Origin of the sequence: Paenibacillus dauci (assembly GCF_000971985.1) — a bacterium.
Lineage (GTDB): Bacteria > Bacillota > Bacilli > Paenibacillales > Paenibacillaceae > Saccharibacillus > Saccharibacillus dauci.
In genome coordinates, this window is sequence record NZ_LAQQ01000005.1 from 214,468 (window position 1) to 228,896 (window position 14,429).

The 14,429-nt window shown below is 46.6% G+C and carries 10 protein-coding genes; 3 read left to right on the top strand and 7 right to left on the bottom strand.

Annotated elements, in window-relative coordinates; all coding sequences use genetic code 11:
* Positions 1–30: 30 nt before the first annotated feature.
* A complete protein-coding gene (locus WH46_RS18730) occupies positions 31–2,100 on the bottom strand; it encodes a bifunctional rhamnulose-1-phosphate aldolase/short-chain dehydrogenase (RefSeq protein WP_046227895.1) in 2,070 nt (689 codons plus the stop codon).
* Between the two features lie 364 nt (positions 2,101–2,464).
* On the bottom strand, positions 2,465–3,412 hold the full coding sequence (locus WH46_RS18735; RefSeq protein WP_046227896.1) for a ring-cleaving dioxygenase: 948 nt from the start codon (positions 3,410–3,412) through the stop codon (positions 2,465–2,467).
* 257 nt (positions 3,413–3,669) lie between these two features.
* Between WH46_RS18735 and WH46_RS24280 the strand changes: the two genes are divergently transcribed.
* Positions 3,670–3,840, top strand: a complete 171-nt coding sequence (locus WH46_RS24280; protein WP_197088293.1) for a hypothetical protein — start codon at positions 3,670–3,672, stop codon at positions 3,838–3,840.
* 286 nt (positions 3,841–4,126) lie between these two features.
* On the opposite strand, the gene WH46_RS18740 is transcribed toward WH46_RS24280, so the two are convergent.
* The 3 genes from WH46_RS18740 to WH46_RS18745 all read right to left on the bottom strand — a co-directional run bounded on the left by WH46_RS18740 (position 4,127) and on the right by WH46_RS18745 (position 9,225).
* Positions 4,127–6,799: a cation-translocating P-type ATPase gene (locus WH46_RS18740; protein ID WP_046227897.1), complete on the bottom strand. Its 2,673-nt coding sequence runs from the start codon at positions 6,797–6,799 to the stop codon at positions 4,127–4,129.
* 366 nt (positions 6,800–7,165) lie between these two features.
* A complete protein-coding gene (locus WH46_RS24285) occupies positions 7,166–7,318 on the bottom strand; it encodes a hypothetical protein (RefSeq protein ID WP_017813164.1) in 153 nt (50 codons plus the stop codon).
* Between the two features lie 308 nt (positions 7,319–7,626).
* A complete protein-coding gene (locus WH46_RS18745) occupies positions 7,627–9,225 on the bottom strand; it encodes a catalase (RefSeq protein WP_046227898.1) in 1,599 nt (532 codons plus the stop codon).
* Between the two features lie 339 nt (positions 9,226–9,564).
* On the opposite strand from WH46_RS18745, the gene WH46_RS18750 reads away from it, so the two are divergent.
* Positions 9,565–10,287 carry an AAA family ATPase gene (locus WH46_RS18750; protein WP_046227899.1) on the top strand — a complete coding sequence of 241 codons (723 nt, stop codon included), beginning with the start codon at positions 9,565–9,567 and terminating at the stop codon, positions 10,285–10,287.
* Between the two features lie 225 nt (positions 10,288–10,512).
* Here the strand turns inward: WH46_RS18750 and WH46_RS18755 are convergent, their stop codons facing one another.
* Complete coding sequence (locus WH46_RS18755; RefSeq protein ID WP_046227900.1) at positions 10,513–10,959, bottom strand: nuclear transport factor 2 family protein; 447 nt, start codon at positions 10,957–10,959, stop codon at positions 10,513–10,515.
* A gap of 85 nt (positions 10,960–11,044) precedes the next feature.
* The gene (locus WH46_RS18760; RefSeq protein ID WP_046227901.1) at positions 11,045–12,259 is read right to left on the bottom strand and encodes an MFS transporter; all 1,215 of its coding nucleotides are present in this window, start codon (positions 12,257–12,259) and stop codon (positions 11,045–11,047) included.
* A gap of 360 nt (positions 12,260–12,619) precedes the next feature.
* On the opposite strand from WH46_RS18760, the gene WH46_RS18765 reads away from it, so the two are divergent.
* Positions 12,620–14,299 carry an esterase/lipase family protein gene (locus tag WH46_RS18765; protein WP_046227902.1) on the top strand — a complete coding sequence of 560 codons (1,680 nt, stop codon included), beginning with the start codon at positions 12,620–12,622 and terminating at the stop codon, positions 14,297–14,299.
* Positions 14,300–14,429 lie beyond the last annotated feature (130 nt).

The following is a 14,429-nucleotide window of genomic DNA, read 5'->3' on the forward strand; positions in this document are numbered from 1 at the left end:
CCCTGATTATGCTATCTGTTCATTCTAACATTATCTGGTAAATGCTGCCGGTACGCCACCATCAATCGTCAGCATACAACCTGTTGTTTTGGCCGCTTTGGAAGAAGCAAAGTAAGCTACTCCTTCAGCGATATCATCCGGATAAATATTCACGAGCAGTGTTGTCCGTTTGCGGTAATGATCTTCCAGCTGATCGGGTTCGATACCATAGGCAGCTGCACGTTCGTTACGCCAGTTGGAGTTCCAGATTGCCGACCCCTGCAGAATGGCATCAGGGAGAATGGTGTTAACACGGATCCCAAATTCGCCGCCTTCGGTTGCAATACAGCGGGCCAGATGAGCTTCGAGTGCTTTGGCAGAACTGTAGGCGGTTACATTTTTGCCGGCATAGACGGAGTTTTTGGAGCCGATAAATACCATACTGCCGCCGATTTCCTGATCTTTCATGATTTTAAAAGCTTCACGGGCGACGAGGAAATAACCGGTTCCCAGTACATTCATGTTCAGTTCCCATTCTTTAAGCGACGTCTCGTCAAATGGACTGGAAGTCGCCAGACCAGCATTATTTACGATAATATCAACGCCGCCGTAGGCCAGTGCTACTTCGGAATAGGCATCCTTGACCATTGTTTCTTTGGTCACATCCATCTGGACAGCCAGTGCCCGATTTGCTCCATATTGTTCATTGATCTCATCTGCTACTTTTTGTGCTCCCTCCAGATTGAGGTCGGCCAATACGACATGAGCACCTTCCTGAACCAGACGACGGGCTGTTGCACTGCCGATTCCACCTGCTCCACCGGTGATCAGTGCCACCTGACGGGAGAATTCTGCTTCGGCAGGTGCCAGAGTCAGCTTGTACAGCTCCAGCGGCCAGTATTCCACATTGTATGATTCCGATTCGCTGAGTGACACGAATTGTCCCAGTGCAGTAGCACCGCCCATCACAGCAATTGCTCGGTGATACAATGCGCCGCTCACCAGCGACATGGCATGACTCTTGCCGGTATTGATCATCCCAATGCCGGGAATCAGAATAACACGGGGTGCCGGTTCGAACATGATATCGCCTTCGTTGCGATTACGTTCAAAGTAGGCCTCATACTGCTCCTTGTACGCATGGATGCCTTGAATAACTGCGTGCTTCAGACCTTCTGCATCTCCTGCCGATGGTGTCCAGTCGATGAACAGCGGCGTCATTTTGGTATGTACCAGATGATCCGGGCAGGCAGCTCCCACCTGGGATAATCGTGCGGCATCCTCTCCATTTACAAACTCCATTACATCGTCTGCATCGTCAAACGTCAGAATCATTCGCTTGCTGTCACTGACTGCACCGCGTACTGCCGGCATAATGCCTGCAATCAGCTGTCTGCGCTCTTCTGATGGAAGAGATTCTACTCTGGCACCGCCAAATGCCGGTTTTTCTTCCGCTTTGCGGGCAATATATTCGGCAGCCTGATTAATAATCTCGATCGTTTTGTTGTAACATTCTTCCTGCGTCTCTCCCCATGTGACCAGACCATGCTTCTCCATCAGCACCAGTTCGGCACCCGGATGATCCAGTACACCCTGTGCAATCATTTTGGAAAGGGTAAAGCCAGGACGGATATAAGGTACCCACACGAACTTGTCACCAAAAATTTCGCTGGCAATCTGTTTACCGTTATCGGCGCAACAGAGGCTGATAATCGCATCCGGATGTGTATGATCCACATGTTTGAACGGGAGAAAAGCATGCAACAATGTCTCAATAGAAGGCCGCGGCGCTTTGGCATCGATCATGCAGTTAGCCAGGTAAGCTACCATCTCTTCGTCCGGCATCTCATCACGCTCAAACAGTGGACGAATATCCTCCATACGCAGTCCGGTAAAATGCTGCGCCTTCATGGATGCGAGATCAGAGCCGCTTCCTTTGACATACATGACTTCAATCTCACGACCGCGAAAATCGCGTACCGTTCCTTTGGTAGAAGTATTACCGCCACCCCAGTTGCATACACGGCGATCCGAACCGATCAGGTTGGAACGGTATACGAGCTTGTCCACACCTTCATGAATAGCATCCGCCTGCTGTACATTCCATTGATTAGGTATCATTCTTCATCCTCCATTGATCTGCGTATTCGTGGCAGTGCCGCTATGTATATTCCAGCGATTCGCTGCCCGTCAAAAAATTATTTGAATTTGTTACATTGAATCCAACTATATTTCTGGAACATGATGCCAAAAGCAGTTTCTTTGTTTGCAGTATATCACTTCTGTTTTTATTTGAAAATATATAAAACAAAAATAAACAAAAATAAATTTAAAATTGATAACGCTTAACCAATACTAAATAAATAAAAATTCTTTAATTCACCTAAAAAATCACTTCTCCATATAAAAAAACAGTCGTCTCAAAATAAGTGACGACTGTTTTTATAAAATGCTTGGATGCTATTCATTTATCGTTTGCGCCTAATCATTCATGATGATCCAGCTCCCGTACTTCAAAAGGCAGCAAAATCTGTTCCAGTTTGGCACGATGCTGTTCATATTGCTCCGGCAGCTTCAATTCGGTACCCAGTGTTTCTGGCGATTCGTCATGTACAAACCCCGGTGGATCGGTAGCAATCTCGAACAGAATCTCTCCATGCTCCCGGAAATAAATGGCGTTAAAATAATTGCGGTCACGTACTGCCGTTACGCCGTATCCGAGATCATGCAACTCATTTTGCCAATTCAATTGATCGCTGTCATCCACTGCGCGCCAGGCAATGTGGTGAACCGTACCGACACCCATTTCGCCGCGTACACCAGTCGTCATTTTCAAATCAATAATATTGCCGATATCAGCCGTCGAACGATAACGCGTATAATCGCCTTCCTGTGCAATCAGTTCCAATCCCATTACCTGTTCCAACAGCTGTGCCGTCTGGTCAGGACGAGAGGAAAATAGCGTCGCGCCACCAAATCCTTTGATCGCTACCTCAGTCGTTACGCCGCCAAAGCTCCATTGACTATTCGTACCGGCGCTGCGTTCTACAATCTCCAGATGCAGACCGTGCGGATCGTCAAATGTCAAATATTGCTCACCAAAGCGTTCCACTTCACGATACGAAATATGAAATTGCTGCAAACGTGCTTTCCAGAAAGACAGTGCGTGCTCCGGTACAACATAAGTAGTGACACCTACTTGACCATCACCGATCACACCCTGCTGTGCGCCTGCCCAAGGGAAAAAAGTAATAATCGTGCCTGGATGACCGGCTTCATCGCCAAAGTAAAAGTGATACGTTCCTGGATCGTCAAAATTTACCGTTTGTTTTACCATCCGCAAACCAAGCACACCTGCGTAAAAATCAACATTCTCCTGAGGATGTCCTACAATTGCCGTAATGTGGTGAATACCTGCTGTTGATCTGTTCATTATTTATCCGCCCCTTTTCCCTTAAATAATAAATCTTAATTTAAAGATTATTAATCATGAGATAATAATAAGTTTATTTCAAAATAATGTCAACCCCTTATTTTCATATTCATTTGAAGATCATTTGTATCTATTGTTTACATTCGTTTATATGACCTTTTCGCTATTAGCCTGTTTCCCTTTTGTCCAATCGGGTAATGAAGAACAGAGCATACTAAACAAAATAAAGTGAATTATTCACTGAGGAGGAGAGCATCATGACAGAAGACAACAAAATGGAAAATCCAAATTCAGAAGATACACTAATGGAGAAGCACAAGAAGGAACAAGGTGCAAATCCTGAAACTCAGGCAGACGATTGGGCATCCAAACCGTCTCCAGTTGCCTCGGGCGGCGATGATAAAGACAAAAAAGATTCCGACAAGTAATCCATATTAGTATTGGATCGCTAAAGGAACTTGATACATGCATACAAGCAGGCAGTACCGATCGCAATCATCGGTGCTGCCTTTTTATTATGCGGATATAATACCTATAAACAAATCTACTCTCTACACCATTACGATTAGCCTATATTAAGCGAAACGTTCAATTTTGGCATAGTCGATAAAACATATGCAAAAGCGTGTATGACGTTTATCCTTCGTCATACACGCTTTTTGGCTATACCTGCAATATTGATAGTTACCCTTCAGGCTGTAACACAGTTTATATTCAAGCTGATCTGTGCGGTTGCGCACTGTTGTCTCCCGATGTGGCACGACGGATTAGTTTTTCCAATTCCATCAATACCAGCGCTGCTGCAGCAAGGCCGGTAGCAATCGCCCACTCCTGTAAGCCAAAACTATCCGGAATCGAGAAGATTCCGCGTACACCCGGTAGCAGAGTAATACCATATAGACCAAAACATAATACGACCGAACCGATTACATATTTATTGCTGAACAATCCTGCTTCTATGGCGCTCTGTACATTGGAACGAGCAGCAAAGGTCTGCAAGGTACGTGCCAGGATCAGCGTTGTAAAGGCCATCGCTACACTCATCTCCGGCGAATGCTGCAATCCAATATACTGGGATAGTATAACTGCTGCACCAATCATAATTCCCCGTGTAATAACGGCTCTCAGCGTACCGCCGGCAAACAGTCCTTCATTGATATCACGCGGCTTGCGATCCATAACACCTGGCTCTTCTTTTTCCATCCCCAGTGAGATGGCCGGCAGCGAATCATTCGCTAGATTGATAAATAGCAGTTGAATCGCTGTGAACGGATTTACCCAATCCATAATAAGCGCAAAAATAATCGCGATAATCGCACCCAGATTGCCTGCAAACAGATAGGCGATCGACTTTTTGATATTATCGAATACGGTCCGGCCAACACTGACTGCATTGACAATCGAGACAAAGTTATCATCCGTCAGAATCATCGCTGCCGAATCCTTGGCTACATCGGTTCCGCTGCCCATGGCAACTCCGATATCTGCCTGCTTGAGCGCAGGTGCATCGTTTACGCCATCGCCGGTCATTGCGGTGATCTTGCCTTTTTTCTGCCAGGCACGTACGATACGAATCTTGTTCTCCGGTGATACCCGGGCATAGACCGATATATTTTCCAGATTGCGGTCCAGCTCTTCATCCGACATTTTGTCCAGTTCCTGACCGGTCACTGCAATATCATTCTCATCCATCAGTCCGATATCACGGCCAATCGCCTGAGCGGTCGTTTTATGGTCACCGGTAATCATAATGGTACGAATACCAGCACGTTTGGATTGTTCGATCGAACCATAGACCGCTTCACGCGGTGGGTCGATCATCGCTGTCAATCCTACCAGGATCAGCTCCTGCTCGTCTTCTATACCGACAGTCATCTGATTATCGGGGATCACCTTATATCCATAAGCGAGTACACGAAGTGCCCGACTGGAAAAGTCCTCGTTTGCTTCATAGAGGCGCTGGCGAATCTCTTCATCCAGCGGAACGACCTGTTCGCCCAGGAGTACCTGGGTACAGCGGCTGATGAGTACATCCGGTCCGCCCTTGGTCAGCAGCATTTTCTGATGATCAAAAGTATGCACAGTAGACATCAGCTTACGGTCAGAGTCAAAAGGAATCTCCGCTTCCCGTGGAAAGCTATCGCGGATCTCGGTATACTTTTTATTCTTTTTTTTGCTGAATGCGATCAATGCAACCTCGGTAGGATCGCCCATCTCCTTGCCTTCTTCATCAATATTGGAGTCGTTGCAGAGTACGGCAATATGAACCAGCTTGCGCTCTCCCTCCGACCATTCTGCCGGATTGTCCGGGAAGTCATCGCGGCTACCATCCGGCAAGTAATAATCGACAACGGTCATCTTGTTCTGGGTCAGTGTACCGGTTTTGTCCGTACAGATTACACTGGTGGAGCCGAGTGATTCCACGGCAGGCAGGCGGCGGATAATTGCATGCTGTCGGGCCATTTTGTTCGTTCCGGCAGATAATACGATCGTGACAATAGAAGACAAAGCTTCCGGTATGGCGGCCACTGCTACAGCAACTGCGAACATCAGCGCTTCCAGAATCGCAGCGGTCGTATCTACTGTATCTGTAGAGAACCAGATACGAGCAGCTTCTACTGCAAAGATCAGAATACAGAGCAGTAAAATGAACACACCAAGCTTTTTGCTAAAGCTCTCCAGTTTGCGCTGCAGCGGTGTCTGCTTGGATTCGGCACTCTCGATCAAGCCGGCAATCTTGCCGATCTCGGTATTTAGCCCGGTACCCGTAATAACCGCTGTACCGCGACCGTATACAATTAGCGCACCACTGAATACCATATTTTTGCGATCTCCAATCGGTGACTCTTCCTCGATTACCTGAACATGTTTTTCGACTGCTTCCGATTCACCGGTCAGCATGCCTTCATCTACCTTGAGACTCTCTGATGTCAGCAGCCGCGCATCTGCCGGTACAAAATCTCCGGCGTCCAGCTGAATAATATCACCAGCAACCAGTTCACGGGCAGGCAGTGATTTGCGCGTACCGTCACGCAGTACCTTGGCTTCCGGGGCGGACATCTGTCGCAATGCTTCAATCGAGCTCTCTGCTTTGCGTGTCTGTACTACACTGATAATCGCATTCAGGATCAGTACGAAAATAATAATTCCCGCTTCAACCACATGCCCGAGCACGATCTGTACAATCGAGGCAATCAACAAAACAACCACCATCGGGTCCCGCAGATTTTCCACAATCAGCTTCCAGGTAGGCGTACGTTCTTTGCCCTTGAGTTCATTGTACCCATCACGTTCCAGACGCTGCCGGGCTTGCTCCGAAGTCAATCCTTTCTCGGTCGTATCTACCTTTTGTAGCGCTTCTTCTGTACTTGTCTGATAGAATTCCATTCACACCACTCCTATCCTCAAAATGTGAAGAACTGTCTCTAATCTGTTCTTCCGTTTGCTGCATGTACGATAAGGCGTGTATCTGTACCAGTCGTTATGTATATCTTTTTATATCGTATAACAACTGGTTATCCCTACTGATTTTTACCCTTTAAAATACATTTGGTTTCAAAAAGAACGTGTAGATTTGATGACGATTGTTGTCGATATTAGTGGAACTACAAAAAAGAGACATCATTTACAAGTACCTTCCGTTTATTCGTAGGTTTCTTGTAAATGATGTCTCTTGCTCTTATATGGATTACATTCAGTTATATTAAAGTATTAAAATTCCTGCACGAGAATGTATTACATTAGGATATTCCCTTAAATGATCTGAAGTTTGCGCGCCTGTTCTTCTGTCAAAATGTACTGCTCTTGCGGATAAGTCTCATCTTCATTCTGTACACCGAACATCTGCATAACTTCATTCCAGATTCCTTTTTGTACTGCTTCTTCCTGTGTAATGATGATTTTCATTATAATCGCCGCCTTCATATTAGAATGTATAGTACTTATCGTATAAGGATCGCTATGACATTTATTTAAACGAATTACAGCCGTAATCAAACGTGCCTGCAGATTCTCATTGCAGAACTTCTGCAAGTAGTCAGGATGATCGTTGTGTCACTCATTTACAAGTGCACTGTATCCATGGCTGAATGTGACTGTATAGAGGATAGACCGCACAAAAAATCCCCATACTAATGATCCTGTTCAGGATGCACCATATGGGGATTTGCTATTAATCTGAATATTCAATCATTGTCCACCTAATGAATGGTTTATCAGTATGGATCGGCCTCGTGTCCTTTTTCTTCGGCTTTTTTGGCAGCCATATGGGCACGATGCATTGGCTTTCCTTTTTCCGGGTCAGCCTTTACTTTTTCCATCATTTCTCTGACACGCTTTCCATAATCAGCATCGGCTTCTGTAATATTGGCGAGTACTTTCTCCTGAATCACTTCATTACACTGGGCCAGATTGCCGCCCAGGTTGCTGATCAGTTCATCGCGCTCCCAATCTTCAAAGTTACGATACGTCTCGCCAGCCTGCGCAAAGTCATTCGGACGGTCGATTTTCTGACGCATCAGACGGGTATTATAATATTCCGGTTCGTGATCCTTGCCTGCTTTTGGCGCTTCCTGCAGACCACCCAGTGAAGACGGCTCATAATTCACATGCGGGTTCTGACCCGGCGCACGATCCGTCTGATAACGCATCTGGCCTCCGGAATGGTTGGTTGCCACTCTCGATTTAGGTGCATTGATCGGCAGCTGCTGATAGTTCGCTCCGATACGGTGACGCTGGGTATCCGAATAGGAGAATGTGCGACCCTGCAGCATTTTATCATCCGAGAAGTCCAGTCCGTCTACCAGTACACCTGTACCGAAGGCTGCCTGCTCCACTTCGTTGAAGTAATCTTCCGGATTGCGGTTGAGCGTCATTTTGCCTACTTTGAGGAACGGGAATTGATCTTCCGGCCACAGCTTTGTATCATCGAGTGGATCAAAATCCAGCTCTGGATGATAATCATCGCTCATGATCTGTACACACAGCTCCCATTCCGGATACTCTCCACGCTCGATCGCATCATACAGATCAACAGTCGCGTGGTTAAAGTCGAGCCCCTGAATCTGATTGGCTTCCTCCTGCTTGAGGTTGCGAATACCCTGCAGTGGTTCCCAGTGGTACTTGACCAATACCGCTTGCCCTTCGGCATTCACCCATTTGTACGTATTAACACCCGATCCCTGCATCATCCGGTAATTCGCCGGAATCCCCCATGGGGAGAACAGGAAAGTAATCATATGTGTAGCCTCCGGACTATTCGCTACAAAATCCAGGAAGCGCTCCATATCCTGTACATTTGTAATCGGGTCCGGCTTAAAGGCATGTACCATATCCGGGAATTTGAGCGGATCACGGATAAAGAAAATTTTCAGGTTGTTACCGACCAGATCCCAGTTGCCATCTTCAGTATAGAATTTGGTTGCAAATCCGCGCGGATCACGCAGTGTCTCCGGAGAATGACCTCCATGAATAACGCTGGAGAAACGTACGAATACCGGCGTGATTTTACCTTTTTCCTGAAATAGTTTGGCGCGGGTATATTTGGATACAGGCTCATCGCCTACAGTTCCATAAGCTTCGAATACGCCATGCGCTCCCGCTCCACGGGCATGAACAACACGTTCAGGCACACGCTCACGGTCGAAGTGTGTTATTTTCTCGAGAAAATTGTAGTTCTCCAGTGTAACAGGACCCCGGTTCCCTACAGTTCTTACATTTTGATTATCAGTGACAGGGTGTCCCTGCCGGTTAGTCAGCGTTACATTTTCTTCTTGATCATTCGATTGCGGTTGCTTCTTGTTCTCATCTGCCATAAGATCTTCCGCCTTTCAAGAAAGTATAAGTTTGCTGAATCTGTATTCTTCATGACACAGGAAAACAAAACATACGCCCGGCATAAGGACATATTACCTTTTTTTACCTGCTCCCACTCATTATAAAACACTTTTCAATCAAAAAGTGAACCGATTTCATAAATTTGTCTAATTTGTGAATGAAGATGATATGAAACCGCATTTTGCTTTTGTTTTTGCCCTCCTTTATACTGGGCCTATTCCAGAATTATGACTTCTGTGCAAATCTCTTGGTAAGAATATCGGGCAGTAGGCTGTCTTACAATATAGACGTATTTCAATAACGAGAGGTGGAGTATTATGTATTTGCGAAGGATTACCCTGCTCAAAGAAAACATCGATGATTACACTGTTTATCCCTTTTCTCTACCGCTGATTCAGCGTATGGATATGCTGGAGGTTCGCAGTCCGGTTACTTTTTTCGTTGGGGAGAATGGTTCGGGCAAATCAACACTGCTGGAAGCGGTAGCTTACCAGTGCGGATTTCATACAGCCGGCGGTTCACGTCATAACAGTTATGAAGTTCAGTCCTCTGAAGCGGCGCTCGGTGACCATGTTCGTCTCTCCTGGCTGCCCAAATTGACCGACGGATTTTTTCTGCGGGCAGAATCTTTTTATCAATTTGCCAATCATATTGACGAGATGGATATGAACAACTATAAGTATTACGGTGGCAAATCACTACATCAGCAGTCACATGGAGAATCTTTCCTTAATTTGTTCAAGCATAAGTTCATGAGTACAAGGGAATCCGCTATCTATCTGCTGGATGAGCCGGAGGCAGCGCTCTCTCCTGCCCGTCAGCTGTCTCTGATGCGGATCATTCATGATCTCACACCGCGCTGCCAGTTTATTATTGCCACGCATTCTCCGATTCTAATGGGCTATCCGGAAGCCGATATTATCAGTTTTGATGAGGATCAGCTACAGCGAATCAATTACCAGGATACCGATCATTACCAGATTACCCGGCGTTTTCTGGAAAATCCGAAGCCTCTGCTTCGTGAACTGTTCAGCGATTAAATAACTATATTAGCCGCATCGTTGTATAGGTTTTTTTATACATAAATATGCCAAAAACGCTGCAGCCCATAAGCCGCAGCGTTTTTTGATAGATTTGGATCAACAGTTCGAAATCGGCAGACTGCCGGGTAGCATGCAAATCCTATGACCAGCTTGATCCATCTTAACTGGACTTGCGGCACTATGCTAATCCCAATCCTCTATAACTTTCCCTAATCTATCGGTTTACAAAATATCCAGGCGCAGACGCTCCAGACGGGTATGCTTGATATACCAACGTCCTTCAAGTTGTATAAAAGTCTCATGATAATATCCATATCCATGAAATGACTTATGCGCGCTGCCTTCCGGAAAAGTCACATAATCCTCCATCGGGGACAACACTCTGGCTTCTGTTGCCGATAGTAATTCGATATCCGCACTATGTACCTGGTGCACCGTCACCGCCGGATCTACCAGATCCTCGAATACCCGTACAATCGTATCGCGTCCTTCCAGTACCGGAATCGGGTTGCCTTCCGTGCTGAAGTCCGCGACTGCATCCGGGGCAAATACGTCCTTGAGTGCTTCCCACTGCTTGGTATCAATCAACCGGCAATAGCGGGATTTGACCATGCGAATCTCCTCGTAAGTGAGCAGCAGATCCGTACCTGACAAAAATGAACTATTCATTGCTTGATTCCTCCATAATGACGATTAGGTTACTGTCCAGTTACCCGAATCTCCATTATAAGTCATCTGCAATAGAATCAGCCAGTTATTCCAGCTCCAGCCCTTTGGTTTCCTTGCCTAGGAATAGCACAGCTGCTGCTCCAATCAGAATTGCCACGAAGAAAATCGTGAAAATTGTACTCACTGGTATACCGTCTCCTACGAGCATACCGACTATAAATGGTGCGATCACGCCGCCAATCCGTCCAAATCCTGCAGCCATACCCGTACCGGTCGAACGTACCCGTGTCGGATAGAGCTCCGGTGTATAGGCATACAATCCGCCCCATGCACCCAGGTTGAAGAATGACAAACACACACCTGCCAGAATCAATGACAGTTCGCTGGTTGCATAACCAAACCAGATTGCACTTACCGCCGTCAGTACCAGATAGACGACCAATACGAACTTGCGGCCGAATTTCTCGATAAAATACGCTGCGGTAAAGTAGCCTGGCAGCTGCGCGATTGTCATAATCAGCACATACTCAAAACTTTTGATCAGTGTAAATCCTTTGAGCCCCATTACCGATGGTAGCCAGAGGAACATACCGTAATAAGAAAATACGACAGTAAACCAGAGAATCCAAGCCATCAGTGTGGTGCGACGATGCGGACTGCTCCATATTTCCCGAAGACCACTGCCAAAAGAAGCCTGGCGACCAGCACCGTCTTTGATAAAGCGTGGTGAATCATCGATTGCACGACGAAGATACAGCGCATACAGAGCCGGTATCGCTCCAATTACGAATCCCCACTGCCATCCATAACGTGCGATGACAAAATAAGCAACTACCGCCGAGATAATCCAGCCAAATGCCCAGAAGCTCTCGAGCAATACTACTGCGCGTCCCCGATCCTTGACAGCGACCGACTCCGATACGAGTGTCGACGCTACCGGCAGCTCTCCGCCCAGACCGAATCCCGCAATGAAGCGAAGCAGCAGCAACATGCCAAATCCTGTAGCGAGTGCGGAGAGTCCGCTTGCTATCGAGAAGATTAGCAGTGTCCACAGCAGAATCGATTTGCGGCCATATCGGTCTGCCAGATATCCGGCAGCCACTGCGCCGACTGCCATCCCTACCGAGTTAATACTGGTAAGGTACCCAATCTCCTGTGGACTGAGACTCCAGCTTTTGGCCAGCGCCGCTGCGATAAAGGAAATCATACCGACTTCCATTGCATCGAACATCCAGCTAAATCCCGCACTGAACAGCAGCTTGCGCTGTTTGGGATTCTGGAGTAATTCCATCTTGCTCATGTGATTAACCCCTTCTTTCTGTTTCGCTTGTACTTTTTTGAACATACTTTTAGCTGCTTATGTCTGCTGATCGAATCCACGTCTCTATTGTCTTATTATCCAGATCCATTATCGATAGCAGTTCCCCTTTGTATTTTTCACGCTGAGGTACAGACAGCTACATAATTGTAGTCACGATTTTTATTATACTCAAATCGTGGAAATTTACCTCACATTATTTTCAAATTGTTAAAATTTAATTCATTCTTCCTCTATAGCCAAACAAAACAAATACATAAATAAGTAACAGCTTTAATACTCGCCTACTACATTAGGAAAGGGAAAAATATTTCCAATTATTACATATCAAGGAGGAATATCATGTCTATTCAACGTAAACTGCTGGTCTGTACACTTGCTACCGGACTGGCACTATCCGCTTTTCCATCTCAGGCCTTTATGGCTCCTGCTACTCCGGCTGTAGCTGCTTCACCAGGAGCCTGGGCAGCAGGACAGACGCCTGCCAATGGTTCTGCCGACAAACCTGTTATTTTGTTTGTACATGGTCTGACCAGCCAGGCCAAAGTCTGGTACGAGAATAATGATATGTACGAATACGCCTACAATAATGGTTATCAGACAGCTTTTATCAATATGTATGATATTTCCGGTACACCGGAAGATATGTGGAAAGACGGCGAACTGCTCGCCGCCAAGATCAAGGAAATCAGTCAGTACTTTGGCAAAAAAATTGTTATCGTCGCCCACAGTAAGGGTGGCGTGGATACCGAATCCGCTCTGGTTCGCTATAATGCCTATCCGTATGTGAATCGCGTGATTACACTCAGTACCCCTCATCACGGCTCACAGCTGGCGGATCTGGCATACAGCAGCTGGGCTGGATGGCTGGCAGATCTGGTTGGTTCGCAGAGTCCGGGTACCAATTCTCTTCAGACTTCCAATATGACCTATTTCCGATCGGAGATGGCCAAAGACCCCGATGTTAACAAAGTGCCTTTTTATACACTCAGCGGTAACAAGTGGTCCGGTTCCGGCAAATCCTCCTATACCTTTGGCGGCGCCTATCTGGCTCTATTTGGCAGCAATGACGGCGTAGTTACGACCGAGAGTGCACTGCGTCCGAATAGTACGCTTATTCAGATGGGTCCATGGAATCATGCTACTGTACGCACCGGTTCCTACACTTTTGATCTGTTCAAATCCTACATCGGCAATGCTGGTGTCCGCGCGGCTGCATTATCCAGTGCTTCGGTAGGTTCCAGCGTCTACGGCGATGTATATGCTTCCCCATCCTCAAGTTTACCGACTGTCGATATGTCCGGCTCCGGTCTGGCCGCTTCTTCCCAGCCTTCCCTGCAATCAACAGCTGCCGGAAGTGCCGCTTCAACCAATTATGGACAATACTATGTACGCGGCGGCGAATATAAGGGTACTGCCACCGAGACCCTGACTGTAGAAGACCATGTAAAATCCATCACTCTGGACTGGATTACCAACCAGCCGATCGACGAGCTTCGTCTGATCTCTCCTCAGGGCAAAGTACGTCATGTACAAATCAGCACAGACCGTGATGAAGAAATCTTCAAAGGTGCTTACCATCAAGTGACTGAGCTAAAGAATCCGGAAGCCGGTGAATGGCAGGTTCAGGCGGTCAGCCATCAATCAGGAGCCTATCTGATGACTGCAATCTATGCACCAGGCACAGAGAAAGCGCATATGAATGCTTCTTTCTCTGGTCAATCGCTGGATATGACCATCAATACGCACGGACTGGATACCGAGCAGACGACACTTACTTCCAAAGTCGAATATTATGATGCCCAAGGCAAACGAATAGCTCCAGCAGCCGAAAGTCATCGTTCCCTGTCCGCTAACAGCGTGGAGGAAAGCCTTCCCGTTCCTGATTCCGGACAAGCTTCCAACTATGTAATCACAACAGACGTTGAAGGTAAAACAGCCACTGGCGCGCCTTATAAACGTACACTCATTAAGTCCGTCTATGTAGATGCAGCAGGTCATACGTATTCACAACAGGATTGAGGACAAGTTGTAATATGATTGATCAGCTAATTACAAGATAATGCACGAACAGCCTGTATGATGCCGAAGGCAGCATCTACAGGCTGTTTTATATGGAATAGCGTATATTCGAAGTTCACATTACTATAGC

Excerpts from the sequence above, each read along its gene's own strand:
- WH46_RS18730 (WP_046227895.1), bottom strand. The coding sequence starts at position 2,100 with ATGATACCTAATCAATGGAATGTACAGCAGGCGGATGCTATTCATGAA.
- WH46_RS18735 (WP_046227896.1), bottom strand. The coding sequence starts at position 3,412 with ATGAACAGATCAACAGCAGGTATTCACCACATTACGGCAATTGTAGGA.
- WH46_RS24280 (WP_197088293.1), top strand. The coding sequence starts at position 3,670 with ATGACAGAAGACAACAAAATGGAAAATCCAAATTCAGAAGATACACTA.
- WH46_RS18740 (WP_046227897.1), bottom strand. The coding sequence starts at position 6,799 with ATGGAATTCTATCAGACAAGTACAGAAGAAGCGCTACAAAAGGTAGAT.
- WH46_RS24285 (WP_017813164.1), bottom strand. The coding sequence starts at position 7,318 with ATGAAAATCATCATTACACAGGAAGAAGCAGTACAAAAAGGAATCTGG.
- WH46_RS18745 (WP_046227898.1), bottom strand. The coding sequence starts at position 9,225 with ATGGCAGATGAGAACAAGAAGCAACCGCAATCGAATGATCAAGAAGAA.
- WH46_RS18750 (WP_046227899.1), top strand. The coding sequence starts at position 9,565 with ATGTATTTGCGAAGGATTACCCTGCTCAAAGAAAACATCGATGATTAC.
- WH46_RS18755 (WP_046227900.1), bottom strand. The coding sequence starts at position 10,959 with ATGAATAGTTCATTTTTGTCAGGTACGGATCTGCTGCTCACTTACGAG.
- WH46_RS18760 (WP_046227901.1), bottom strand. The coding sequence starts at position 12,259 with ATGAGCAAGATGGAATTACTCCAGAATCCCAAACAGCGCAAGCTGCTG.
- WH46_RS18765 (WP_046227902.1), top strand. The coding sequence starts at position 12,620 with ATGTCTATTCAACGTAAACTGCTGGTCTGTACACTTGCTACCGGACTG.